We start from the raw sequence: 23,305 nt of genomic DNA, 5'->3' as shown, positions 1-23,305 counted from the left end.
ACGAACGCTTCCGTCATGGATCCAGCACATGACTCCGGTCGGCGTTGCCGGCAGCCATGGGCGCGTCGTCGGGCGAAACTGTGTTGCACAGCAGAAGGCAGACATCGTCGTCTCGTTCGGAGTCATGGACCAGGACTTTGAGCAGCGACTCGGCGCACCCGTCCAGGTCCTCCGCCGCGGATTCGTCCAGGGCAGCCAAGGTCCGCCCGAGTAGCTCGATGCCTGGGTCGATGCCTTGTGCTCGCCGCTCCACCAGACCGTCGGTATACAGAACCAGCGTTGATCCGGGCGGCAGTTCGGCCGTGTGGTCCTCGTACTCGTAAGGAAGGGGCACTCCGAGCATCACGCCAGGTCGGGTGTCCAGCACGCGTACGGCGCCCCCGGGCTCGCGGACCATGGCCGGGGGGTGCCCGGCGGCAGCCCATACGACGCGTGGGTCGCCGGGGCGGAAGCGAGCGATCACGGCGGTCGCGTACAGGTCCGGCTGCTGGTGGCGCAGCATGCGGTGCAGGCGGGTGAGGATCCGGGCGGGGCTGTCGTTCTCGACCGCATAGGCGCGAAGGGCGGTGCGCAGTTGGCCCATGATGACGGCGGCACGCAGCCCGTGCCCGGTGACGTCTCCTACCACTGTGATCAGGCTGCCGTCGGGCTGGGAGAAGGCGTCATACCAGTCTCCGCCGATGTTGAGTCCTCGAGTAGCGGGAAGGTAGCGGGCCGCGAGGCGCAGCCCCTCGGTGGGGGGCAGCTCGGTGAGCTGGGCGCGTTGCAGGGCTTCGGCGGTGTCCCGGTGCTGTTCGTACCGGCGGGCGTTGTCGAGGGCGATGGCGGTCCGTCGGGCCAGTTCGACCAGCATCACGCTGGTGTCCTCGTCGAAGCGGTCGCCGGGGGCGGTCAGTGTCAGCACGCCCGAGGTGCGGCGCATGGTCAGGGGGATGCACAGCAGGGGCCGGTCCGGGGACAGCACGGAGGGCGGTAGGTCATCGACGCCGGGGAGTGCGCCGGGGTGCGATCCGGCGTGTTGTGGGCGGTCACAGCGGGCGGCTGCCACTGCGGCCGAGGAGCGGGCGCCGTTGGAGCTTGCCGTCTCGTCGAAGAGCCATATGTCGACCTTGCTGGCGTACTCGGGCACGAGCAGCTCGGGGAGGCACCGCAGGATGTCCTCCTGGTCGAGGGATGCGGTCACGGCGGCGCTGGCGTTGGCGAGGAAGGTCAGCAGTCGTCGTGCCTTCTCCGCCTGGCCACGTGCGGCTCGTTCGGCGTCGAGCAGGTCTCGCTGGTTTCGCGCGGCGGCGTCCAGTTCGGCGTGCAGGGCCAACACGCCCTGGTTGGTCTGGTGCAGCTCCTCGCGGTGCAGGCGGAGCTGCCTCTCCGTCTCGTCCAGCCGTCGCAGGATGGCCGCGGACTCCTCGTCCGCTGCCATGACGGCTTCTGTGTAGCTCATGTCGTCCGCGTCCTTTGGCAGGGATGTGGTCCGCGTCGGGAGGCCGGGACAGACCCATGTGAGCCGCCAGGGTGGCGTTCGGTCGGGGCCGTTCGATACTCGCTCTGCGACAGCGTTCATGATCATTGTGCCGTCGGACGCCGACGGCTGCACGGTGAGGGTGAGTTGTGCACCGCCCTGGCCCAAAGACTCGCGCAGGCGCGTCGTGAGCTCTGTGAGGAAACGAGCCTGTTCGACCGCGGGCATGCCGAGGGCGGCCGTGAGGCGCGCGGCGAAGCTCCGCGCCCGTGCGACCTGAGCAGCGGAGGTTATCTTCCTGACGTCTGGCGGGATCACGGGCGCCCGGCTGTGCGGTCACAGGTCAGCACGGCCACGCAGGTGTCATCACGGACGGGGCTCGCGGCGCTGCTGGCGTCTCGGAGGATGGTCGCGGCGATCGCTGTCGGGTCTCGCGCGAGGAGGTCCGGATCGTCAGGCGGCACCCACCGGCTGGGCAGTCCGTCGCTGTGCAGGACAAGCAGGTTGCCCTGTTTCCAGGGCCGACGACGCACGGGTACGGTCGCGGGGTAGTGGGCGCCGACGATGCCGGGGTGGGAGAGGAGATGCTCCCACGAACCGGCGGTGTGCAGCCGGGCGCCTATGTTGCCGACCCCGGCGAATGTGAGTTCCCCGTTGTCCGAGTCCAGCTGGGCAACGGCAATCGCCGCGCCGCGGGTGGGCCGCAGTGCCAGGTGCAGGTGGCGCAGCATCTCGGCGCACGGCAGGTGGGCCACGCGGTGCAGCTCGTTGACCGCGACGCCGGACGCGTGGGCGGCCTTGGCCCCGTGGCCGAGGCCGTCGGCGAGCATCAGGGTCGAACGAGAGCCCGACTGGACGCAGCTCCAAGCGTCTCCGGAGTGCTCGGCCTGGGCGAGGGAGACGTTGATCCCTCCGGCCGAGCAGGTGGACCGGCTCTCCTCCTGCCCGGCGCCCTGGTCGATGCGGGCCACGGCGACGGTGCCGCGCGGAGTGCTGTACAGGTCGAACGCGCTGGAGATGCGCAGGCAGGTGCCCAGGCCGGCCCCGAGTGACGCCTCAGCGGTGGTGTAGCCGTCTCGCTTGGCCACGGTGACGTCGCGGATGCCGGGGCCGTGGTCGAGGGCGACGAGCTGCATCGAGGGACCGCGGGCGGCCACTCCGGGACGATCGACGAGGTCGATCACCAGGCGGCCGCCGCCGGCGTGCTTGAGCAGGTTGGTCGCCAGTTCGGTGGCCACCAGTGCCGCGACTGCGGTGCGGTGGGCGCCGAGGTGGGCCTCGGCTCCGGCCTCCTCGGTCGCCACGCGGACATCCCGTATTCGGGTGGAGTCGTGGACCGGGATGTTCCAGACCCGGGTCATCGGGCCCCCGGACGTGTACCGGGTACGCCGGTGGCCCAGGCAACGAGGGTGATGATGGTCCCCTCGCCGGGCTTGGTGTCAATGCTGAACTCGTCCACCAGCCGCTTGGATCCGCTGAGGCCCAGTCCGAGACCGCCTCCGGTGGTGTAACCATCACGCATCGCCAGTTCGACGTCGTGGATGCCGGGGCCGGTGTCGATGAAGGACAGTCGTAGTCCAGGCGTCGATCCCTTGGTCAGTGGAGTGATCGTCGCCTGCCCACCCCCGCCATGGATCAGGGTGTTCCGGGCCAGTTCGCTGGCCGCGGTGACAAGTTTCGTCTGTTGCACGAGTCCGAACCCGATTTCGGCTGCGAACTGCCGCACCTGGTGACGCACCCACGCGAGGTCCGCGTCCGAGCCGATCGCCAGGCTCGTCGCGGGAGTGGGGTCGTAGGTCGGCGTCACGCACACCCCGCACGTGTATCCAGAGTGATCTCGGAGACATCCTGCCTGAGCAGTTCGAGAGCACGTTCGACGTCGAGCGCGGTCACCAGGCCGGGCAGGGTCAGGCCCAGCTCCACCAGGGTGATCGCCACGGCGGGCCGCATCCCGCACAGGACGGTACGAGCCGCCAGGAGGCGGGCGTTGGCGGCGATCTCGGCGATGACCCGCCCCAGGAACGAGTCGACGATCTCGACCCCGGAGACGTCGATGATCACGCCGCTCGCCCTGCTGTGGGCGACGCGGTGGGTGATGTCCTGTTGGAGCTGCTCGGCCACGCCGTCGTGCAGTTCTCCTTGGAGGGAGACCAACAGGATGTCCCCGAGCGCCAGGACCGGCACCATGGCGGAGTATCCCGGAAGGGAGGTGCTCATCGCTGGTTGACACCGGTCGCACGGGAGACCTCGATGCCCTGCTGGCTGAGTGCGTATGCCAGGGCGTCGGCCAGAGACGTGCGAGTGAGCACCGAGCTCAGGTCGATGCCGAGGTGCACGATGGTCTGCGCGATGGCCGGACGGATGCCGGAGACGATGCATTCGGCGCCCATCAGGCGAGCCGCGGCGACCGTCTTCATCAGATGCTGCGCGACGAGCGAGTCGACCGTGGGCACGCCCGTGATGTCGAGGATCGCGTAGCGGGCCCGCTGATCCACGATGGACTCCAGGAGCGACTCCATGACCACTTGACTGCGGGCACTGTCCAATGTGCCGATCAGGGGAACCGCGACGATGCCTTCCCACAGGTTGATCACGGGGGTGGCCACTTCAAGCAGCTGCTGCCGCTGCCGTGCGATCAGTTCTTCGCCGGCGTTCACCGTCGTCTCCATGATCACCAGGCTCAGTGTGCCCATCAGGACGGTCAGGGCCAGCAGAACTTCCTGAGCCTCATCAGCAGACAGGTTCCGGACCTCGCCGCGCAGCAGTTCGGCGACCGTCACGCGCAGACCAGCGGTCTCCTCCGCGATCTGGGCCGCGCTGAAGCCACTGCGGGCCCGGGAAGCTGCCATGCGCCCCAGCTGCTCCCGGGCCAAGTCGAAGCCCGGAGCCGCTATGTTTTCCAACCGGCCGGTCGAGGCCACGTCCGCCAGAGCGTCCACAACGGTCTTGCAGGCTTCAACGGCTTCGTCGCGGGAGACGGTGAAGACCGCCCGGAAAAGAGGTGCGTCCGCCCACCGCTGGGCGATCTGCTCGCGGCGGCGTTCCAGGAAGGCTCCGAGCTCCCGTACCGCCACCTCGGCCGCTGCCTGCTCCGACACCTGCATCGTCTCCCTTTGCAACACGTTGCCGCGCCAAAACTGGCACACCAAGGCAATTATTGCCACATGACAAGCATCGACCTCGCATGTGCACCAGAAACCACACAGCATCAACACATTCGCGATCGGCGAGCCCAGCGGCTCAGCGCCCGTGCCAGTCCAGACAGACAACCAGGGCGTCGTCGCTCGGCACCGACTGCCCACGATGTCCGGTCAACTCCCGCAGAATGGCACGCGGCACCTCGGCAGCCGGCAAGAGACGAGTAGACATGATCGCCCTGGCCAGAGCGGCATCCCCGTAGACCTCCCCCTTGGGCGAGGCGACCGCGTGCACTCCGTCGCTGACGAAGACGAGTCGGTCGCCGGGCTCGGCCTGGAAGTCCTGAACCACGTAGTCGGTCTCCTCGAACATTCCCAGCGGGAGCTGCGCCTCGAAGGTGACACGCTCGACCACACCTTCACGCAGACGCAGCAGCTGCGGGGAGCCGGCGTCCACCACCTTCGCCCGCCCCGTCGCGAGATCGAAGTCGAACATCAGCACCGAGAGGTAGCAGCGCCCGCGGTAATGGGCATATACAGCCTGGTCGGCCAAGGCGGCCTGGTCGTCGATGGCGATGCCGGCCCGCCGGGCGTTGCGCAGGGCGTTGATGCCGAGGTTCGTCAGCAAGGAGGCCTCGATGCCCTCCCCCATACCGTTGGTGACGTAGAGCATGAGGCGGTCCGCCGTGGCGGACCAGTCGAAGTTGTCACCATAGATCGCGTACGCCGGCTCCAGTTGCCCGCCGAGTTCGTACTCGGGACGGGAACAGGAACGGCCGGGCAGAAGCTGCCACTGCATCTCAGCGGCGAGGGTCAGACGATCCTTGCGTCTCGCCCGCAGATAGACGTCCGTGTCGCGCTCGGCCACGACCACCTCGTGACCGAGCACCTCGGCGATGTCCGCGAGCTCGTCCAGAAGATCACGCACGCCCTCCCCGTCCGGCAAGGTGACGGAGAGCACACCCAGGCGGTCCCCGCGCACGGTGACCGGCAGATGTACACGTACAGCACCGCCGGAGACTCCCTCCACAAACGGATCCTGTGCGCCGAAGGCTCGACCCGCAGAGCTGCTGTGCACCGACACCGGCTCCGCGGTGAAAGGCAGCACAGACACAGGCTGCAGAACCGTGAGGCCATAGTCGGCCAGGAACAAGTCCACGGACTGTGCCGCATACTGTTCTGCGAGCACACGACGCACAGCGTCGAGCAACTCGTGCGGAGCTGCTGTGCGCAGAGCACGCTCAGCGGTCACAAATCTGTTCACAATCGTAAACACACCTATCTCTTCGACAGTCACACGAACCTCGTCCAGGCGACGAGACCCCCCGGGGCGAGTCACACTGGGCCGCCCGAACCATTTCTTGCCACAACAGGCACCTAGTAGGCTGACACACGTCCAGGTCCCCGCGAGAGTGTGACAGTGACTGTCTTCCGCCCCCGCCCCGAGCCCGTCGAGGTCGCACGCGTGGCATCGACCGCCGTGGAGTTGCTGGAAGTCCTGTGGGGCCGTGCCTCGACCGCGCCGGCCTCTCCATCACAGATGCGCGTGCTCCTGACGCTCGAACATCAGGACGGCATCAATCTGCGTACCCTCGCCGACTCCCTCGCCTCCACACCCCCGTCCACCAGTCGGCTCTGCGACCGGCTGGTAGCCGCCGGTTTCGTCGAGCGCGCAGTCAGCCCCGCCAACCGTCGCGAGGTACAACTGCATCTCAGCGACCGCGGTCGCACCTTCCTCGACGACCTGCGCGCACGCCGGCAGCAGGAGCTGCAGGCGGTGCTGGAGCTGATGCCCGTGGCCAAGCGAACCGCGCTCCTCGAAGGGCTGGAGGCGTTTTGCGACACAGCCGCACTGCAGATACACGACGAGGCCTCACCCGCCGGAGACCAGACGGCCTGATCACTGGGCCGCGGACAGGGCGAGGCCAGGACGACCGGACTGTCGGAGAGGTCGGCGGTGGCGGTCATCCTCAGAGGTGGCCGGCACCGCGTCATTCCGATGGAATACGGAACTCGAATTCGGGACGGTCCCACGGCACGGCGGGCGGGTTCGCGAGCGCCGTCCCGGTCCGTACCGCACCGGCGCGGTGGTAGAAGTCCGCGGCGGGAACATGCGACACGACCTTGACACGGTCGAGCCGGGAAGCGCGTGCCTCGGACCGCATGTGCGCGACGAGCTGTCGCCCAATACCCCGTCGTTGCGCTCCGTCGGCGACGAACAACAGGTCGAGCTCCGGCGGCGCGAGGACGAGCGAGTTGAACCCGAGGACCCGGCCTCCGTGCTCGTCGGCGGCCACGGCGACGAAGACGCGGTGGGCCTCGACGTAATCAGGACCGACCCGGTAGCCCGCGACTGCGGCCGCGTACTTACCCTCACGTCGGCGCTGCCAGCGGCAACGGCGCGGAGGTCCAAGCCGCCTACACCCTCACCCCTCCGAGCACCTACTACCTCCCTAGACCCCCGGATCGCAGCGGCCCTGGCACCTCTGCTTCGGCCTGGCGTGGCCCGACCACGCACCGTCGGCGCTTCCCAGCGCGCCGGATCCCGCCCCTACGTAAGGGGTAGGGAAAAATGCGCCAGAAGGGGATGCAGGTACGTGGGCACTTGCGGAACGCGGCAATCGGAATGCATACAGCGATCACATGAGGGAACCCGCTGCACGGGAGCAAGGATCTGCTCCGATTTCGTCTGCGGGTGCGTCCTGGCTGTGGGGCGCCTCGCACTGCTCGGGCCGAGGTAGCGGCCCGTCTGTTGAAGGAGTGGCTCGCTGTGTTGCTGCCTGCGGAGAAGGAACTGCGTTCAGTCCTGGCTCGCTTCGCCGAGGTCCGCATCCGCCATGACCTGCAGCCCACCGGCCACTCGAGTCGAGAGCTCGAGGACATCACCAACACGTTGTGTGTCATGACCGGAACCAAGACGATCGACGAGGCGCTCGCCGACGCCGACGACCAGCTGGAACAGCTCCGAGCAGGCCGCCACGCCACCACCGGAACGGCCCCCATCCTGGCTGCCTGAGCAGTGAACCGCCAGGAAGGCGTCTGGCCATTCTCGGCATCGCAGAGGTCTGCTGGCCTGTGTGATGAAAGTACTGAGGCACTTCGTTCGGGGGCGGCACCACTGCGCGGTGGTGTTTTCTGGGCACGGACGTTTGGTGGGGCCGTCCTCTGTGGTGGCGAAGGTGCCCCCGCCCAGGGAGTACCGGCCGGAAGCGACGTTCCGCTGATCACAGCAGCCGGGCGCGGGCCGTCCGTCTGCGAGGATGGCTCCATGAGCGCGCGGAGCAGGAACCACGTGACGGTGACTGGTCGGGCCGGTGCACCGGTGGTGATGCTGGCGCACGGGTTCGGGTGCGACCAGCACATGTGGCGTCTGGTGGTCCCGGCCCTGGAGCGTGACTTCACCGTGGTCCTCTTCGATCACGTGGGTGCGGGACAGTCGGACCTGTCGGCGTGGAGCCGGGAGCGCTATGCGGGTCTGGACGGGTATGTCGATGATGTGCTGGAGCTTTGCCGGGAGCTGGCGCTCGGTCCGGTGACGTTCGTCGGGCATTCGGTGAGCGCCATGATGGGTGTACTGGCCGCGGCACGGGAGCCCGAGGCGTTCGCCGGGCTGGTGCTGCTCGCCCCTTCACCGTGCTTCATCGACGATCCGGACACCGGATACCGGGGCGGGTTCAGCGCCGGGGACATCGAGGAGCTGCTGGAGTCGCTGGAGGCGAACTACCTCGGCTGGTCGGGTGCGATGGCGCCGGTCGTCATGGGCAATCCGGACCGGCCGGAGCTGGGTGAGGAACTGACCAACAGCTTCTGCCGCACCGACCCCAAGATCGCCCGGGTCTTCGCCCGGGTGACGTTCCTGTCCGACAACCGTGACGACCTCGCGGCGGTACGGGTTCCCACGCTGGTGGCCCAGTGCTCCAGTGATGCGATCGCCCCGCCGGAGGTGGGTGCGTTCGTCCATGGGCAGATCCCCGGCAGCCGGCTGATCACGTTGAACGCGACCGGGCACTGCCCCCAGCTCGCGGCTCCGGAGGAAACCGCCGCGGCGATCGCCGAGTTCGCGGAATCAGTCCGATGACGTGCGGCACCAGCGACGAGGACCGGGGCGGGGATCCGGACGGAGGCGAGGGGCCGTCGGGTGGGCGGGCGCGGTTCGGCGCGCTGCTGGAGGACAGCGCCGAAGACCTGTATGAGCACGCGCCCTGCGGTTTTCTGTCCACTCTGCTCGACGGCCGGATCATCAAGGTCAACACCACCTTGCTGGAGTGGCTCGGTTACCGGGGCGAGGACCTGGTCGGCCGCAGGCACTTCTCCGACCTGCTGACCGTCGGCGGCCGGCTCTACCACGAGACCCACTTCGCCCCGCTGCTGAGGATGCAGGGCGAGGTCAGTGGCATCGCCCTGGAGCTCAGGGCCGCTGACGGCTCACGGCTGCCGGTCCTGGTCACCTCGACGGTGAAGGCGGACGGCGACGGACAGCCGCTGCTCATCCGCACGACCGTCTTCGACGCCCGGGACCGCCGTGCCTACGAAACCGAGCTGCTGCGTGCCCGCCAAGAGGCCGACCTGGAGCGCGACCGCCTCAAGCGCCTGGCCACCACCCTGCAGAAGACCCTGCTGCCGCCCACGCTGGCGAACGTGCCCGGCCTCGACGTCTCCGCGTATTACCACATCGCCTCCGTCGACGAGGTCGGCGGCGACTTCTACGACCTGTTCCCGCTGGCGGCCGGCACATGGGGGCTGTTCATGGGCGATGTGTGCGGCAAGGGCGCCGCCGCGGCGGCCGTCACCTCACTGGCCCGCTACACGCTCCGGGCGGCCGCCGTGTACGACCCGTCCCCGGCCGCCGTCCTGGACAACCTGAACACGGTCCTCAACCACGAGTACAACGGGACCGACCCGCGGTTCTGCACCGTCGTCTTCGGCCTGCTCACCCCTGACTCCGACCGGGGCGGCTTCCACATCACCCTGGCCGCCGGCGGACACCCGCCTGCCCTGCTGATGCGCGCCGACGGCACCGCCGACTTTCTGCCGACAACCGGCGGTCAGCTCATCGGCGCCCTGCCCGACGCCCACATCGCCGCGACCAGCGTTCACCTCGCACCCGGCGACACCCTGCTCCTGCACACCGACGGGCTCACCGAAGCCCACATCAACGCCGCTGTCACCAAGGGAGAACGCTACGGCGACGACGCCCTCCTGGACTTCTGCCGTGCGCTGACCCCCACGACCGCATCGGACACCATCGCCGCGATCCGTGACCTGCTCGACACCTTCGGCACCGGAGTGGACGACGACGCCGCCGTCCTGGCCGTCCACGTGCCCCGACTCTCCAGTGAAGAGAAGCAGTGACCCAGCACCTGACCCTCCACACCCGCCCCACCGTCGCCGGAGTGGTCATCGAGCTCGCGGGCGAACTCGACCACCACAGCGCCGCCGAGGTCCGCGAGGCTCTCCCCGGTCTCGCGCTGCGTGCCGGCCAGCAACTCGTCCTCGACCTCGGGGGCCTCACCTTCTGCGACTCGAGCGGCATCACCGTCCTGATCGCCGCCCGCAACCACGCCCTGGCCGCCGCCGCGAGCATCGCTCTGGCATCGGTACCCCACAGAGTCAGCCGCGTCTTCCGCATCGTCGGCCTTGACCAGGTCTTCCCCAGCTACCCCACCGTGCAGGAAGCCCAGGCCGCCTGGCACCCGACAACCGGCTGAACACGTCCCGCGGGCCATGAGCCGGTGCGACGCCGGTCCGGGCGACCCGCCGGGTCGAGGAGTTCGACGAAGTCAGCCATCGGCCAGCAGGTCGCTGCCCCGCGAAAACCGGGTGCGGTCGCTCGTCGAGCCTTGGGACCATGCGGACATGGTCCACCGACTCGACTCCCTGCTCATCCGGCACACCCACCGCCTGCCTTTCCCCACGGGACCCGCCGGGGAAGGCGACGTCGTGGCCCGGCAGTTCGACGGCGCGCTGATGTCCGTGGGCTTCAAACTCTCGGCGGGACTGCTCGAACACCTCTCGGGGCTGTCGGCGGGCGCGGTGGCCGAGATCGCCGTACGGACTCTGGGCACCGTCCGTGAAATGGTGGGGGATCACGTCCGGCACAACGTGTACTTCATCGACTTCCCGGCCAACGTGCCGGACACCTTCGACTTCTGGATGCGCTGCGTCACCGAGGCCCTCGCCGACGGCGGGACCCGCACGGCCACGCTCGAGCAGCTGAGCGTCGGCGTGGTGGATCTGCTCACCCTCCCGTCGTACGGCGGCTATCGGCACGCGTACGCCGAGATGCTCGGCCACCACGACGAGTTGATCGCCGCGGCGGGTGACCGTATGACGGTGCTGCATCTCGGGGGTGCCCTGGACGACGAACTCACTGCCCTGTACCTGGCACTGGCCGGCAGCAGCACGCCGCTGGGCGAGGAGGTCCTGGGCGATCTGCGGGAGCTCGCCGGTCACTGCGCGCAGGGGCCGCAGCCCGAGGAGATCCCGGTGCGGGAGAACCGGGCCGTGGTCAACCAGGCCCGGCTGATGGCCGGTTCGAGCCTGCTGTTGGACACGGTCACCGATGTGCTGCGGCTGGCCTGCGGGCTTGCGGGCGGCGACGTGACGCTGCGGGAGCCGACTCGGCTGCGTACGCTGCCCAGGGCGGTGCGCCGGTCGCTGCTCGCGGGTCTTGACGCGGTGGTCGCCGCGGCGCCGGCCAAGCTCGCGGACGTGCACGCACACCGCGAGATGTGGAAGCGGCTCGGCGAGCGACTGCACCCGCACGAGTACCCGCAGTGGCCTTGCGCGGCCGATGTGTTCGCCGTCGCCCGGGGCGAGAAGGCGGCACGCTCTCTGGACGGCCGGGTGGAGGAACTGCTCGGCGTCGGCGACGTCACCGGCGCGGTCGAGTTGCTGAACGCCGCGCCCGGCAAGCTGTTTCGGTGCCTGGACCGGTTGCTGCGCACTGCCCTCACACAGGACGAGCGCGACGCCGTGGTGGCCGCGGCCGAGCGGGTCGTCCCCGACGTTTCCGGTCGGCTCGTGCTGTCGGTGCGCCAGCACCTGCACAACCGTGCGGAGGACACCGGCGAGCGGCGGGTGTTCGTGAACCGCTCCGGTCGGGCGTGGGTCACCGAGGACACCCGGCCGCCGGTGCTGCCGCCCGAGCGTGAGCGGCTGATCGCCGCGTTCGACGAGGAGTTGCGCCGCAGGCTGCCCGCCGTGGACCACCTGTTGATCGATCCCGACGTCCTGGATGTGGCGCTGCCGCTCAGCGGCAGGGCGACCGCGTCCGGGCTCGGTGTGCTGCCGCGTGGCTCGGTGTCCCCGGTCGACGGGGAACTGCTGCGCTTCTTCGTGTACTGGAAGCAGACAGGGCGCAGCACCGACTACGACCTGTCGGCGCTGCTGCTGAACGCGGACTACACGACCGACTCCTGGTTGTCGTACACGAACCTTCGAGCCCTGGAGGGAGAGCACTCCGGTGACATCACCGACGCGCCGGACGGGGCCTCGGAGTTCATCAACCTGCGACTGGGCGCGGTGCGCGGCGACTACGTCGTCCCACAGGTCAACATCTTCTCGGGGGAGGGATTCGAGGAGGTCGAGGAGTCGTTCTTCGGGTTCATGCTGCGCGAGGGCGAGCAGAGGGGACGTCCCTTCGAGCCGCGCACGGTGCGTATGAAGTCGGAGCTGCGCGGTCCGGGCCGGGTGGCGCTGCCGCTGGCGTTCCTGCGCGGGGGTGACGGCAGATGGCGTGCCAAGTGGCTGCACCTGTATCTGACGGGGACCCCGGCGTCGAACCGGGTGGAGGACAACCGGGTGACGGTCGCGACGTTGCTGCGCGGCATTCTCGAGCGCGAGCAGCTCACGGTCCGCCATCTCACCGATCTGATGACCGCCGGCACGACGAACGTCACCATGTGGGACGGGAAGACGGTTCCGGCCGGGCCCGTCACCTACATCGGCCTGGAACGGCCCGACGGGCTGCACCCGGAGTCGCGGATCGTCACTCCGGAAAATCTGCGCGACCTGATCCCCGCCTGACTGCTAACGTGGCCGTGGCGAGGCCATGAAGGGGCTTCCTTCTCCACACTCCTTGAATTAGCCCCTTCGCTTTCCTCGCCGTCAACTTGACCCGGCACCGCGCCGGGCCCGATCAGGGCCGCTCGATCAGGGCCGGGCTTCCAGGATCGACTTGAGGGTGGACAGTTCGGTGTCGACCAAGGCGATCTGGTCGTCGAAGAACTGGTCGCTGAAGGTCGGCGGCTGGTGGAAGGTGATCATGAACTCGGCGCCGTCGCCGTTGGGAACGACGCGGGCGGGTACCCGCCAGGACGCGGTGTCGTCCAGGTAGTCGTGGTCCAGAACGCCGTGTTCGGCGTCGGCGCGCAGGCGCAGCCTGGCCGGACCCATCGGGGTCGTCATGGCCCACCAGTCGGGGTCTTCGGTGGGCTCGATCGACTTGATGTTGACGACGGCCCACTTCGACCAGTTGGCGGGATCGGCGAGGAAGGCGAAGACCTCCTCGACGGGGCGGTCGATGCTGACGGTCTTGGTGAGGGAACGGGCGGTCATGGTGACTCCTCGGAAGGTGCGGGGCGTGGTGGCGCCGAGTCGATTTCCCCCACGAGGCCGCGCATCCACCCTTCCAGCTGATGCCGTCGCGCGGCATCGAGCGAGCCGAAGAAGTGGGCGTCGTTCTGGTCGGCCAGGTCGGCCAGCACGGGAACGAGGGCACGGCCCTCGTCGGTGAGAACCAGCAGTACCGTGCGCCGTGAGGCCGGATCGGGCTCGCGGCGGATCAGGCTCTTGGCGACCAGGCGGTCCACGAGCCGGGATACGGCTCCGGGGTCGATGGCCATGTGGCGCGCCACCGCCTTGGTGGTGACGTGACCGTGGAACACGCTCGCCATCACCCCCCACTGGGAGGCGGTGACGTCGTACTGGCCGATCAAGGCCTCGAAGCGGGCATGGACCTCGTCGGAGAGGCGTCGCAGCCAGTAGCCGAGATGATCGTGCAGTCCGTCTGGTGTGGTCACATGTCGATTATTCTTGCCCAGTCAATCATTGTCAAGGCAACGATGCGCGAAGGGTGCTTTCCTCACGACGCCGAGGAGAGGGGGCGGGGCGGCAGGAGCGCCGATGCGCTTCCGGCGTGCCAGGGCACCCCCGTGACCCTGGCACGCCGTCGGGGCCGAAGCCCGTTGAGCGACCGAGATCAATGATGCGCGGGTGACTGGGGAGGTGTCATTGGCGCAGCGTCCACGGCCCTGTGCACGGCGTCCACGGCCGTCCGGTTCAAGGCCCGCTCCCGCACCTCGCTGGGAGCCATGCCGTGTGCGGTGCGAAAGGCCCGGGTGAAGTCGCCGGGGCGGGAGTAGCCCCAGCGGGCGGCCACGGCCTGGATCGGAAGCGCGCGCAGACCGGGATCGGCGAGGTCCCGGTGGGCACTGGCCAGCCGCTGATCGCGTATGTACGAGGCCACCGTCAGCCCTTCGTCCTGGAAGAGGCGGTAGAGGTGGCTGCGCGAGATGTGATGAGCCTCGGCGACCTTCGCGGGGGTCAGCTCCGGGTCGCCCAGGTGGCGTCGCACGAAGGACTTGATGCGCAGGGTCAGGGTGCGGGCGTGCGTCTCGGGCGACAGCCCGGGCTCCGCGTCGAGTACGTGGGCGAAGACCGCGGTGACGAGATCGGTGACGACCGTGCCGAGCCGCTCCGCATCGGACGCCCGGTAGGCGGAGGTGTCCGAGGTCAGCTGCACGAGGAGCCCCGCGAGCAGGGCGCCCATGCCCTCCCGGCCGGATATCCGGCGTCCGACCACCCGGTCCGCCCGCCCGGCCGGGAGGCTCACGGCGGCACGCGGGATCTCCACGCCGACGATGGTGACCGGGTCGGGTCCGGTGGATATCTCGTAGGACCGGGACGAGCAGTTCACATGGAAGTCGTCCATGCGGTACGCCACTTGCTCCTTGCCCCAGCTCGCCGCGCCGTCACCGCGCCGCAGCAGGGACAGGTGGAACACCTCCGGGTCCGACTGGCGCACGAGCCTCGGCGTCCGATGGAAGACCAGGTGGTCGAAAGTGGCGGGCCACACCGCCACCTCCCCCAACCCGATCACTCGCTGGTGCCCCCGGTAGTCGGCGGTGCGCTCGCTGGTCAGCCGCATCGGCGCGTGGGTGTCCCCCAGGCGCTCCGCCCAAGCCTCGAAGCGGTCACCCACTGGCAGATCCTGGGTGGTGAAGACGGTTTCGGGCAGCACGGCCGTAGTCAATCACAGGGCTGGTCACGGGAACTTGCCAGGAGCGGAAGCTTCGTCTTTAATAAATGAACAGCCATTTATTAATGAGAGGTGGTGTCGGTGGGACGTCCCCGAGGTGTCGCGGACACGGTGATCCTGCGCGCGGCTGCCCAGGTCATGGGCCGAGTGGGCCCTGCGGGGCTCACACTGGCCGCCGTGGCGCGCGAGGTCGGGCTGGTGCCCGGCACCCTCGTGCAGCGTTTCGGGTCCAAGCGCGGTCTGCTTCTGGCACTCGCCGACCAGTCCGCCGAGGACGCGAGCGAGTTGGCTGGACGAGTCCGTCAGGCGTCCGACACGGCGCTCGACGCGCTGACGGCGCTGACGGTGGAATCCGTGGACGCGATGACCACGCCGGAGAGCTTCGCCAATCATCTGGCGTTCCTGTGCATGGACCTCGCCGATCCGCAGCTCCACGAGCGCGCCCTGGCCGTCCACCACGCGCAGACGCGGGCGATCGAAGCACTGCTGGCGGAGGCGGTGGGCGCGGGCGAGCTCCGCGCCGGAACCGATGTCGCGGCGCTGGCCCGCACCGTGCGGGCGATCACCGCCGGTGCGGGCCTGACCTGGGCCCTCGAACGCGAGGGCAGCCTCGGGCAGTGCCTCCGGCGGGAACTCGACGCCGTGCTGTCCCCGCACCTGCCCACCCCCGGATCGCCGCCCCGCAACAACCCTGACCTGGAGGAAGCATGACGACCGACACACGCCCGCTGGCCGGAACGGTGGCCCTGGTCGCCGGCGGTACCCGGGGCGGCGGGCGAGGTGTCGCCGTCGAGCTCGGGGCCGCCGGGGCGACGGTGTATGTGACCGGCCGCAGCAGCACGGGCGGCCGCTACGGTCTGGACCGTCCCGAGACCATCGAGCAGACCGCCGAACAGGTCACCGCCGCCGGGGGCTTCGGCATTCCGGTCCGGACCGATCACAGCAGTCCGGACGAGGTGCGGGCCCTCGTCGACAGGATCGCGGCGGAGCAGGACGGGCGGCTCGACGTCCTCGTCAACTCGGTGTGGGGTGGCGATCCGCTGACCGACTGGGAACACCCCCTGTGGGAGCAGGACCTGGAGACCGGCCTGCGGCTGCTGCGGCAGGCGGTGGAGACCCATGTGATCACCAGCCGGTTCGCGCTTCCGCTGCTGGTCGCCCGCAGGAGCGGTCTGGTCGTGGAGGTCACCGACGGCAACACCGCCCGCTACCGCGGCTCGTTCTTCTACGACCTGGCGAAGTCCGCGGTGATCCGTCTCGCCTTCGCCCAGGCAGCCGAGCTGAAGCCGCACGGTGTCGCGGCCGTGGCGGTCACTCCCGGCTTCCTGCGCTCTGAGGCCATGCTGGAGCACTTCGGCGTCACCGAGTCCAACTGGCGTGACGGCGCGGCCCAGGACCCCAACTTCGCCCACTCAGAGACGCCGGCCTATCTCGGGCGCGCGGTCGCCGCGCTGGCCGCCGACCCGAACGTCATGACCAAGACGGGGCGCGCACTGGCCACATGGGGCTTGTACCAGGAATACGGATTCACCGACACCGACGGCACCCAGCCGGACTTCGCCGCCCACTGGGCGAAGAACCTGGAAGAGGACTACGGCCCCCTTGGCGACCCGCTGTGACAGGACCTGACCGGTCCGGTCCGGTCCGGTGTGACGATGATGCGATGAAGAGCCCTGATCCCTTGCTTCGTCGGCGCCTGTTGCTCGAGTCGCTGACCGTGCTGGCGGCCGACGCACGGGTTCAGGTGGCCTGGCTGACCAAGTACGAGATCGGGACGGATGAAATCGCCCTGGACTTCGAGCACGCCTTCGCCATGGCTGAGGCCCTGGTGGAGGAAGGACGACTCGATCCTGGTGTCCGGCCTGATCTGCGGGAGACCAACGCCCTCCTCAGTACGATGAGCGGGGCCGACAACGCTGAGCGATGGAGCGAGGACGCGTTGTCCGTCGACGAGGGATGGTGCCGGGCACGGCAGGTGGCGTCGTGTGCTCGTCGCTGAGGTGGGTGCATGGCAGCGGCCGCTTCCAGGGATTTGCGTCATCAGGTAGCCGCAGACACGGTCGCTACTCTCCGTGACGACCGGGGTGCCTCACAGGTATCGCCGCGCGGGTTTAGGCCGGCCGTCCAGGGTCACGCGGACTACGGCCACGAGTGGCTCGCCGTGCCGTGCGTGCCGCTGCTTCGTGTCACGAGAGGGAAGGCAGGCTCATGACGGAGATCCCGCGCTTCACCACGACGGATTCCGGCGCCCCGGTCGAGAGTGACGAACACTCGCTCACCGTGGGGCCCGGCGGGCCGATCGTGTTGCAGGACGCCTATCTGATCGAGCAGATGGCACAGTTCAACCGGGAGCGGATCCCCGAGCGGCAGCCGCATGCCAAGGGAAGCGGTGCCTTCGGGCGCTTCGAGGTGACGCACGACGTCAGCGCCTACACCAAGGCGGCCGTCTTCCAGCCGGGCGCCCGCACCGACCTGCTCATTCGCTTCTCGACGGTCGCGGGCGAGCGGGGCAGCCCGGACACCTGGCGTGACCCGCGTGGTTTCGCGGTGAAGTTCTACACCAGCGAGGGCAACTACGACATGGTCGGCAACAACACGCCGGTCTTCTTCGTGAAGGACCCGATGAAGTTCCAGCACTTCATCCGGTCGCAGAAGCGGCGTGCCGACAACAACCTCCGCGACCACGACATGCAGTGGGACTTCTGGACCCTCTCCCCCGAGTCGGCCCACCAGGTCACCTGGCTGATGGGTGACCGCGGCATCCCGCGGACCTGGCGTCACATGAACGGCTACTCCTCCCACACCTACATGTGGATCAACGCCGCGGGTGAGCGGTTCTGGGTGAAGTACCACTTCAAGACCGACCAGGGCATCGAGTTCTTCACCCAGCACGAGGCCGACCAGATGGCCGCGGTGGACACGGACTATCACATGCGTGACCTCTTCGAGCACATCCGGGACGGGGAGTTCCCGAGCTGGACGCTGTACATGCAGGTCATGCCGTACGAGGAAGCGGCGGGCTACCGGTTCAACCCGTTCGACCTGACCAAGGTCTGGCCGCACGCCGACTACCCGCTCATCCCGGTCGGCCGTATGACGCTCGACCGCAACCCGACCGACAACCATGCCGAGATCGAACAGGCGGCCTTCCAGCCCAACAACCTGGTCCCCGGTATCGGGCCGAGCCCGGACCGGATGCTGCTGGCCCGGCTGTTCTCCTACGCGGACGCCCACCGTCACCGGATCGGCGCCAACTACCAGCAGCTGCCGGTGAACGCCCCTGTCGTCGACGTCCGCACGTACTCCAAGGACGGCGCGATGGCCTACCGGAAGACGACCGATCCGGTGTACGCCCCGAACTCGAAGGGCGGCCCGGCGGCCGACACGGCCCGTTTCGGAAGCCCGCCCAGCTGGGAGGCCGACGGCGCCATCACCCGGGCGGCCTACGTCTCCCACCCGGAGGACGACGACTGGGGCCAGGCCGGGACGATGGTGCGTGAGGTGCTGGACGACCAGGCCCGCGACCGGCTGGTCGACAACGTGGTCGGTCACCTCCTCAACGGTGTCGGAGAGCCGGTCCTGGAGCGTGCCTTCGCGTACTGGTCGAACATCGACGAAACCATCGGCAAGCGCATCGCCGACGGGGTGCGGGCGAAGGCCGACGAGAAGGATCCCAAGGCGGGTGAGCAGGGCAACCCCGCACGGCGGTCCATGCAGGACAAGGCCTGACGTCCTCCCCCGTACAGAGACGGTCGTTAGCCCACCCGAGCCTCCTCGGCCGTGGCACCGGACGCGCGGCGGTGCGCCTCGTGGCCGCCGCCGGTCCGATGGGTCATGTTTGCTGACCGTCGACCCGGCCCTCCCTTGCGCCGGCTCGGCCGGACGGCGAAGGAGGGCCCGGTGGGTGAGCTGTACATCGACGTCGAGTGGAAGCGGGTGGCGGCGGGCGTCCGGGTGGTGAACGCGTCGGTGTTCCCGGCGCCGCCGACCGTCGCCCGCCCGGGTCCCGTCGGCCCGGAGGCGGGGCGGTGACCGGCCCGCAGCCCGCCGTACCGGCGGCCGACGGCGCGCAGGGGGAACCCGGTTCGGAGTTCCGCAAGGACATGGGCCCCTGGGCCAACTTCGCCCTCGGTTTCACCTACCTGTCGCCGGTGGTGAGCACGTACACCCTCTTCGGCACCGCGCTGGCCACCGGTGGACCGCCGATGATCTGGGCGTTCCTGCTCGCCGGGTGCGGCCAGTTCCTCGTCTCGCTGGTGTTCGGCGAGATCGTCGCCCAGTATCCGATCGCCGGCGGCGTCTATCCCTGGGCCCGGCGGCTGTGGGGGAAGCGCTGGGCGTGGATGACCGGCTGGGTGTACATGTGGGCGCTGCTGGTCACCATCACCGCGGTCGCCTACGGCGCCGGTCCCTACATCGCCCTTCTCTTCGGCTTCCGGCCCACCGTGCACACCACCGTGCTGTGCGCGGCGGCCCTCATCGCCGTCGCCGTCCTGATCAACTACGCCGGTACCAAGGCGCTTTCCGCCGCCGCGGTGATCGGCTTCGGCGGCGAGCTCATCGGCGCCCTCGTCGTCGGCATCTACCTGCTGTCCTCGCACCGCGCACACGGCATCGGCGTCATCCTCGACAGCTACGGCGCCGAGAAGAACGGCTCCTACCTGCCGGCCTTCCTCGCGGCCGCGATCATCGGCTTCTATCAGTACTACGGTTTCGAGGCCTGCGGGGACACGGCCGAGGAGGTCGCCCACCCGGGCCGGGTCATTCCGCGCGCGATGCGCCGGACCATCTACGTCGGCGGCGCCGCGGCGACGTTCACCTGTCTGTCCCTGCTGCTCGCGGTCACCGACATCCGGGCGGTCATCGAAGGCAGGGACACGGACCCGGTGGTGCGCGTGCTCTACGAGACGATGGGCGAGACCGGCGCCCGACTGGTGATGGCCGTCGTACTGATCTCCTTCCTGTCGTGCACCATCAGCCTCCAGGCCGCCGCCGGACGGCTCATCTACTCCTACGCCCGCGACCAGATGATCGTCGGACACCGACTGCTGCGACGGTTCTCGCACACCCGTGCGGTGCCGGGCTATGCGCTGCTGGTGGCCGCCGTGGTACCGATGCTCATCGCCTTCGGCTCGCTGGTCTCCGCGGACGCGCTCACCAGGATCGTCTCGTTCGCCATCCTCGGCATCTACGGCTCGTTCCAGATGGTGGTCCTGGCCGCGCTGCGCGCCCGGCTGAAGGGGTGGCGCCCGAGCGGTGAGTTCACGCTGGGCCGCTGGGGCCTCGCGGTGAACATCGCGGCGCTGGCCTACGGCGTCTTCGCCATCGTCAACATCTCCTGGCCCCAGGAACCGCAGGAGCCCTGGTACAACGACTGGATCGTCCTGTTGTGCGGAGGCGTGGTGGTGGCCACCGGCTTGTTGTACATGTTCACCACGCATCACTACGGGCGGGGGAACGCGCCCGCCGGAGACGCGGTACCGGCAGGGCGGCCCATCGGCGCGTCCCGCGGCGGCCCGCACCCGTGACCGCGGCGGATGCCCGTCCCCGGATGCGGGGACGGGCATTCGTCAGGGAAGGGATCACCTGTCGGGGGGACCACCTGTCAGGGGTCAGGCCGTTCGTCTGATCAGTTCCTCCAGCGAGGTGTCGGGCCGGGGCAGTTCACCGTTGGGGGTGAGCTTGTCGACGGCCCGCGGCAGCGTCTCGGCGAGCTGGCTGGCGGCCTCCTGAGTGGAGACGCCCGCCTGGTCGGCGGCCTTGCGCAGGGCGTCGTCGGGCAGCGCCTCGGCGATCTGGTCACCGGTCACCGGCTGGTTCTGGCCCGTGCCCACCCAGGACTGGGCCTGCTCCATGAGGCCGCTCTTGGTGAGCATGTCCAGCAGGCCGCTCAGCGGGTTGCCGCCGTTCTGGCCGCCCTTGCCGCTGAGCGCTCCGAGCAGGCCGCCGAGGATGTCGCCGGACGCACCGCTGCCGTTTCCGCTGCCGGTCCCGCTGCCGCCCAGCAACCCGTTGAGCAGCTTGCCGAGGTCGAGGTCCGTCATGGTCGCGCCTTTCGTGAGGGGAGATACGCGAAGATCACGTATCTCCCCTCACGATCACCGCGACCCGCTTCGGCCGCAAACGCGCGGTGAGGCGCCCGCCTGCGGACCCTCGGTCGGCGTCGCGTACGGCGGTGAGGCCGTTGAACACACCCACGTAGGCGGTGCCGTCCGGTCCCAGGGTGATCGGCGCCCAGTTGTTGTCGTAGCCGACGCCGGTTCCCACGAGCTGCCTCCAGCGGGTCCGTCCGGTACGGAAGTCCACTGCGGTCAGGTACCAGGCATCGATGCCGAGGGGGTCGGCGTCCTTGGTGTAGAGGTAGATCAGCCCATTGCCGGTCGACAGCTTCGGCACGGTGGACGGCGAGTGCTCGCCGCTCTGCCACACGGTGTCGCATCCGCTGCCGTCCTCGCGGACGTCGATCCGGGTGACCCCGCCGGGGACGCTGCGTCCGAGGGTGAGCGACGTGATGTTCTCGTAGCCGTAGTTGTTCTCGACCACGAGGCTGTTGCCCCAGCTGATCAGGGAGTTGTCCGTCGTGGACGCGCCGGATCCGAAGACGGGGATCTCGCACACCAGTCGCCGTCCGGCGGGTACGTCGGCGTCCCGCCGGTAGACCAGGACGTGCATGCGGTCGTCGGAGTTGTCGGTGATCGCCGTGTACCGGCCGCCGTCGCCGAAGATGTCCGGCGTGGTCCCGGAGCCCTGGTTGACGGAGCCGGGTTTGGTGCCGGTGCCCCGGTCGTAGGTCTCCCGCCACACCACCTCGGGGGTTCCGTCCGCCGCCGCGGTGAACTCGTAGAGGGCGTGGTCGGAGACGATCGACACACCGTCGGCGGCGACGGCGAAGGAGTTCTGGATCTCCTCCCCGGCGAGCTGGACGGAGCGGATGGTCCCGGTGGCGGGGTCGACGGTGCCGATCCGGCCCTGCCGGGTGACCCACCAGATCCGGCCCCGCCAGTCCGGCATGACGGAGGTGACCGGGTCGCAGGTCCCGGTGGGGTGAAGGTTGGTCCACGTCACGCAGTCGTGGGGTACCTGACCGGTCAGGTCCCAGTCGTCGGTGACGGTGAACTCCCAGTCCCCGTCCGGCTTCTGCCGGTGGGCGAGGCGGATGACGTGCTGGCGGGAGTCCGCGAGCACGAGCCGGTCCTGGTCGTCGAGGTACGAGTACGCGCCGCCCGAGGTGTCCTTGAAGATCCGCGAGAAGTCCAGCCGAGTGATCGCCTCCACCGTGGACGGGCGTTGCGGCAGCTTGTACTCGGCCAGGGTGGTCAGGGTGTGCGGGTCGAGCAGCTTGACCAGGAAGCCGGTGAAGGTCCCGCACACGGTGACGATCCGCCCCGCTCGGTCGAAGGTCACGTTGGCGCACTCCCCTCCCAGGAGCGCCATCCGTTCACTGTCGACCTGCGGGCGGTCGCCGAGCGGCCCGGACCACGGGTAGGTCGCGCTGCCCCAGCCGTCCGCGTGCATCCCCGAGCGTCCGTTCGGCGCGAGGTGGGGATGCTGCGGGGGCTGGGTGCCGGGCAGCGGCAGCGCGGTGGCCGGGGCGCCGGTGTAGGCGTCGACCAGCCGGTGGCCCGGCGCCTTGGGGATCGGGTCGGCCAGGGCGGGCGCGGGTACGGTCATGACCGTACCCGCGGCGATGGCCAGGGCCAGAGCACGGCTGAGTGTCCTGCGGGACATGCGACTCCTCGGGGTGCGTACGGCGGATGGTCGCGCCGCGGCGACCATAGGAGCGCCGGCTCCAGGAGTCCACGAAAACGTGAGGATTGTTCATGATCCTGCAATGACCCGTGCGTGAGCACTGAGTGCCGCCCCCGAGGCGGCTCGGCTCAGCGGACCGTCACGCTGAAGACGGGCGAGACCGTGCTGCCGTTGACGACGCGCAGGTCGTTCTTGCCCTTCAGGCCGAGCTTGACGCCCAGCGAGTAGGAGCCGCTTCGCGCGATGGGCGCGGACGCGGGCAGGCTGACCCACTTGCCGTGCTGCTTCTGCTGAAGAGTCACCTTGCTGCCCGTCTTCAGACCGGTGGTCTTGCCGGTGACCCGGAACAGCTGCCAGGCCCGGACGGACGACACCGAGGGCGTCGCCGTGATGCCGGCCTTCACGGCCGGAGCCTTGTGGGCGGTGACAGCGGGTGACGTCACGTGCGCGGCCGGGGTGGCCGCCATCGCCGTACCCGCGAGGGCGAGAGAGGCCGCGCCCAGGACGCCGACGACGGAGATACGCAGGGAGTGCCGCTTCGAGACCATCACAGATCCGTCCCTTTCCGGGGTGATAACAGCGCTTCGCGCCGAAGATGAGCTACATACCGTTTGGTGTAGTCATTGGTTAGGACGGCACGGTCGGCGGACACGTTCATCGGCACCATGTCGCTGTCTTGTAACAGGCACCGGCACACCC

General features: G+C 69.1%; 24 protein-coding genes and 1 pseudogene. 12 read left to right on the top strand and 13 right to left on the bottom strand.

Annotated features, from left to right (window positions below; genetic code table 11):
* Window positions 1–13 precede the first annotated feature (13 nt).
* From ACIPK3_RS09530 to ACIPK3_RS09505, 6 genes are all read right to left on the bottom strand, one after another.
* Window positions 14–1,441 (bottom strand): PP2C family protein-serine/threonine phosphatase, encoded by a 1,428-nt coding sequence (locus ACIPK3_RS09530; RefSeq protein ID WP_402567781.1) that lies wholly within the window; start codon window positions 1,439–1,441, stop codon window positions 14–16.
* Window positions 1,442–1,773: 332 nt separating this feature from the next.
* Entirely contained in the window at window positions 1,774–2,820 is a 1,047-nt protein-coding gene (locus ACIPK3_RS09525; protein WP_402567779.1) for a SpoIIE family protein phosphatase, read from the bottom strand.
* Entirely contained in the window at window positions 2,817–3,266 is a 450-nt protein-coding gene (locus ACIPK3_RS09520) for an anti-sigma regulatory factor (protein ID WP_402567777.1), read from the bottom strand. The genes ACIPK3_RS09525 and ACIPK3_RS09520 overlap by 4 nt, the downstream gene beginning before the upstream one ends.
* Window positions 3,263–3,676: an STAS domain-containing protein gene (locus tag ACIPK3_RS09515; RefSeq protein WP_402567776.1), complete on the bottom strand. Its 414-nt coding sequence runs from the start codon at window positions 3,674–3,676 to the stop codon at window positions 3,263–3,265. The genes ACIPK3_RS09520 and ACIPK3_RS09515 overlap by 4 nt, the downstream gene beginning before the upstream one ends.
* The gene (locus tag ACIPK3_RS09510) at window positions 3,673–4,563 is read right to left on the bottom strand and encodes an STAS domain-containing protein (RefSeq protein WP_402567874.1); all 891 of its coding nucleotides are present in this window, start codon (window positions 4,561–4,563) and stop codon (window positions 3,673–3,675) included. The genes ACIPK3_RS09515 and ACIPK3_RS09510 overlap by 4 nt, the downstream gene beginning before the upstream one ends.
* A 136-nt stretch (window positions 4,564–4,699) precedes the next feature.
* The gene (locus ACIPK3_RS09505) at window positions 4,700–5,860 is read right to left on the bottom strand and encodes a PP2C family protein-serine/threonine phosphatase (protein ID WP_402567873.1); all 1,161 of its coding nucleotides are present in this window, start codon (window positions 5,858–5,860) and stop codon (window positions 4,700–4,702) included.
* A 201-nt stretch (window positions 5,861–6,061) separates the two neighbouring features.
* On the opposite strand from ACIPK3_RS09505, the gene ACIPK3_RS09500 reads away from it, so the two are divergent.
* Entirely contained in the window at window positions 6,062–6,496 is a 435-nt protein-coding gene (locus tag ACIPK3_RS09500; protein ID WP_402567774.1) for a MarR family winged helix-turn-helix transcriptional regulator, read from the top strand.
* Window positions 6,497–6,587: 91 nt separating this feature from the next.
* On the opposite strand, the pseudogene ACIPK3_RS09495 reads toward ACIPK3_RS09500, so the two are convergent.
* Window positions 6,588–6,971 (bottom strand): annotated as a pseudogene (locus tag ACIPK3_RS09495) (GNAT family N-acetyltransferase); the annotation flags it as partial.
* A gap of 395 nt (window positions 6,972–7,366) precedes the next feature.
* On the opposite strand from ACIPK3_RS09495, the gene ACIPK3_RS09490 reads away from it, so the two are divergent.
* The 5 genes from ACIPK3_RS09490 (at window position 7,367) to ACIPK3_RS09470 (ending at window position 12,624) form a co-directional block, all read left to right on the top strand.
* Window positions 7,367–7,612, top strand: coding sequence for a DUF5133 domain-containing protein (locus ACIPK3_RS09490; RefSeq protein WP_402567772.1), 246 nt, complete (start codon window positions 7,367–7,369; stop codon window positions 7,610–7,612).
* A gap of 252 nt (window positions 7,613–7,864) precedes the next feature.
* Window positions 7,865–8,674: an alpha/beta fold hydrolase gene (locus ACIPK3_RS09485; protein ID WP_402567770.1), complete on the top strand. Its 810-nt coding sequence runs from the start codon at window positions 7,865–7,867 to the stop codon at window positions 8,672–8,674.
* Window positions 8,671–9,948, top strand: coding sequence for a PP2C family protein-serine/threonine phosphatase (locus ACIPK3_RS09480; protein WP_402567768.1), 1,278 nt, complete (start codon window positions 8,671–8,673; stop codon window positions 9,946–9,948). The genes ACIPK3_RS09485 and ACIPK3_RS09480 overlap by 4 nt, the downstream gene beginning before the upstream one ends.
* Complete coding sequence (locus ACIPK3_RS09475; RefSeq protein ID WP_402567766.1) at window positions 9,945–10,304, top strand: STAS domain-containing protein; 360 nt, start codon at window positions 9,945–9,947, stop codon at window positions 10,302–10,304. Before ACIPK3_RS09480 ends, ACIPK3_RS09475 begins: the two co-directional genes overlap by 4 nt.
* A gap of 148 nt (window positions 10,305–10,452) precedes the next feature.
* Window positions 10,453–12,624, top strand: coding sequence for a TerD family protein (locus tag ACIPK3_RS09470; protein ID WP_402567765.1), 2,172 nt, complete (start codon window positions 10,453–10,455; stop codon window positions 12,622–12,624).
* 126 nt (window positions 12,625–12,750) lie between these two features.
* On the opposite strand, the gene ACIPK3_RS09465 is transcribed toward ACIPK3_RS09470, so the two are convergent.
* From ACIPK3_RS09465 to ACIPK3_RS09455, 3 genes are all read right to left on the bottom strand, one after another.
* A complete protein-coding gene (locus ACIPK3_RS09465) occupies window positions 12,751–13,155 on the bottom strand; it encodes an SRPBCC family protein (RefSeq protein WP_402567763.1) in 405 nt (134 codons plus the stop codon).
* On the bottom strand, window positions 13,152–13,619 hold the full coding sequence (locus tag ACIPK3_RS09460; RefSeq protein WP_402567761.1) for a MarR family winged helix-turn-helix transcriptional regulator: 468 nt from the start codon (window positions 13,617–13,619) through the stop codon (window positions 13,152–13,154). Before ACIPK3_RS09460 ends, ACIPK3_RS09465 begins: the two co-directional genes overlap by 4 nt.
* Before the next feature lie 179 nt (window positions 13,620–13,798).
* Complete coding sequence (locus tag ACIPK3_RS09455) at window positions 13,799–14,839, bottom strand: helix-turn-helix domain-containing protein (protein ID WP_402567760.1); 1,041 nt, start codon at window positions 14,837–14,839, stop codon at window positions 13,799–13,801.
* Between the two features lie 99 nt (window positions 14,840–14,938).
* Between ACIPK3_RS09455 and ACIPK3_RS09450 the strand changes: the two genes are divergently transcribed.
* The 6 genes from ACIPK3_RS09450 to ACIPK3_RS09425 all read left to right on the top strand — a co-directional run bounded on the left by ACIPK3_RS09450 (window position 14,939) and on the right by ACIPK3_RS09425 (window position 20,385).
* The gene (locus tag ACIPK3_RS09450; protein WP_402567759.1) at window positions 14,939–15,568 is read left to right on the top strand and encodes a TetR/AcrR family transcriptional regulator; all 630 of its coding nucleotides are present in this window, start codon (window positions 14,939–14,941) and stop codon (window positions 15,566–15,568) included.
* Window positions 15,565–16,476: an SDR family oxidoreductase gene (locus tag ACIPK3_RS09445; protein ID WP_402567757.1), complete on the top strand. Its 912-nt coding sequence runs from the start codon at window positions 15,565–15,567 to the stop codon at window positions 16,474–16,476. Before ACIPK3_RS09450 ends, ACIPK3_RS09445 begins: the two co-directional genes overlap by 4 nt.
* A gap of 44 nt (window positions 16,477–16,520) precedes the next feature.
* Entirely contained in the window at window positions 16,521–16,856 is a 336-nt protein-coding gene (locus ACIPK3_RS09440) for a hypothetical protein (protein WP_402567756.1), read from the top strand.
* 209 nt (window positions 16,857–17,065) lie between these two features.
* Entirely contained in the window at window positions 17,066–18,586 is a 1,521-nt protein-coding gene (locus ACIPK3_RS09435) for a catalase (RefSeq protein WP_402567754.1), read from the top strand.
* Window positions 18,587–18,757: 171 nt separating this feature from the next.
* Complete coding sequence (locus ACIPK3_RS09430; protein WP_402567752.1) at window positions 18,758–18,889, top strand: hypothetical protein; 132 nt, start codon at window positions 18,758–18,760, stop codon at window positions 18,887–18,889.
* Complete coding sequence (locus ACIPK3_RS09425; RefSeq protein ID WP_402567750.1) at window positions 18,886–20,385, top strand: APC family permease; 1,500 nt, start codon at window positions 18,886–18,888, stop codon at window positions 20,383–20,385. Before ACIPK3_RS09430 ends, ACIPK3_RS09425 begins: the two co-directional genes overlap by 4 nt.
* A gap of 84 nt (window positions 20,386–20,469) precedes the next feature.
* Here ACIPK3_RS09425 and ACIPK3_RS09420 read toward each other — a convergent pair whose 3' ends face one another.
* The 3 genes from ACIPK3_RS09420 to ACIPK3_RS09410 all read right to left on the bottom strand — a co-directional run bounded on the left by ACIPK3_RS09420 (window position 20,470) and on the right by ACIPK3_RS09410 (window position 23,154).
* Window positions 20,470–20,901: a YidB family protein gene (locus ACIPK3_RS09420; RefSeq protein ID WP_402567748.1), complete on the bottom strand. Its 432-nt coding sequence runs from the start codon at window positions 20,899–20,901 to the stop codon at window positions 20,470–20,472.
* A 34-nt stretch (window positions 20,902–20,935) separates the two neighbouring features.
* Window positions 20,936–22,585: a hypothetical protein gene (locus ACIPK3_RS09415; protein WP_402567747.1), complete on the bottom strand. Its 1,650-nt coding sequence runs from the start codon at window positions 22,583–22,585 to the stop codon at window positions 20,936–20,938.
* 149 nt (window positions 22,586–22,734) lie between these two features.
* Window positions 22,735–23,154, bottom strand: a complete 420-nt coding sequence (locus ACIPK3_RS09410; RefSeq protein WP_402567745.1) for a hypothetical protein — start codon at window positions 23,152–23,154, stop codon at window positions 22,735–22,737.
* Window positions 23,155–23,305 lie beyond the last annotated feature (151 nt).

This window comes from Streptomyces sp. NPDC086787, assembly GCF_044745865.1.
Classification (GTDB): Bacteria; Actinomycetota; Actinomycetes; order Streptomycetales; family Streptomycetaceae; genus Streptomyces.
The sequence above is the reverse complement of the archived record's forward strand: the minus strand, read 5'-3'. Positions and strand labels throughout refer to the sequence as shown.

Excerpts from the sequence above, each read along its gene's own strand:
- ACIPK3_RS09530 (WP_402567781.1), bottom strand. The coding sequence starts at position 1,441 with ATGAGCTACACAGAAGCCGTCATGGCAGCGGACGAGGAGTCCGCGGCC.
- ACIPK3_RS09525 (WP_402567779.1), bottom strand. The coding sequence starts at position 2,820 with ATGACCCGGGTCTGGAACATCCCGGTCCACGACTCCACCCGAATACGG.
- ACIPK3_RS09485 (WP_402567770.1), top strand. The coding sequence starts at position 7,865 with ATGAGCGCGCGGAGCAGGAACCACGTGACGGTGACTGGTCGGGCCGGT.
- ACIPK3_RS09445 (WP_402567757.1), top strand. The coding sequence starts at position 15,565 with ATGACGACCGACACACGCCCGCTGGCCGGAACGGTGGCCCTGGTCGCC.
- ACIPK3_RS09410 (WP_402567745.1), bottom strand. The coding sequence starts at position 23,154 with ATGGTCTCGAAGCGGCACTCCCTGCGTATCTCCGTCGTCGGCGTCCTG.
- ACIPK3_RS09420 (WP_402567748.1), bottom strand. The coding sequence starts at position 20,901 with ATGACGGACCTCGACCTCGGCAAGCTGCTCAACGGGTTGCTGGGCGGC.
- ACIPK3_RS09480 (WP_402567768.1), top strand. The coding sequence starts at position 8,671 with ATGACGTGCGGCACCAGCGACGAGGACCGGGGCGGGGATCCGGACGGA.
- ACIPK3_RS09415 (WP_402567747.1), bottom strand. The coding sequence starts at position 22,585 with ATGTCCCGCAGGACACTCAGCCGTGCTCTGGCCCTGGCCATCGCCGCG.
- ACIPK3_RS09440 (WP_402567756.1), top strand. The coding sequence starts at position 16,521 with ATGAAGAGCCCTGATCCCTTGCTTCGTCGGCGCCTGTTGCTCGAGTCG.
- ACIPK3_RS09515 (WP_402567776.1), bottom strand. The coding sequence starts at position 3,676 with ATGAGCACCTCCCTTCCGGGATACTCCGCCATGGTGCCGGTCCTGGCG.
- ACIPK3_RS09435 (WP_402567754.1), top strand. The coding sequence starts at position 17,066 with ATGACGGAGATCCCGCGCTTCACCACGACGGATTCCGGCGCCCCGGTC.
- ACIPK3_RS09465 (WP_402567763.1), bottom strand. The coding sequence starts at position 13,155 with ATGACCGCCCGTTCCCTCACCAAGACCGTCAGCATCGACCGCCCCGTC.
- ACIPK3_RS09510 (WP_402567874.1), bottom strand. The coding sequence starts at position 4,563 with ATGCAGGTGTCGGAGCAGGCAGCGGCCGAGGTGGCGGTACGGGAGCTC.
- ACIPK3_RS09470 (WP_402567765.1), top strand. The coding sequence starts at position 10,453 with ATGGTCCACCGACTCGACTCCCTGCTCATCCGGCACACCCACCGCCTG.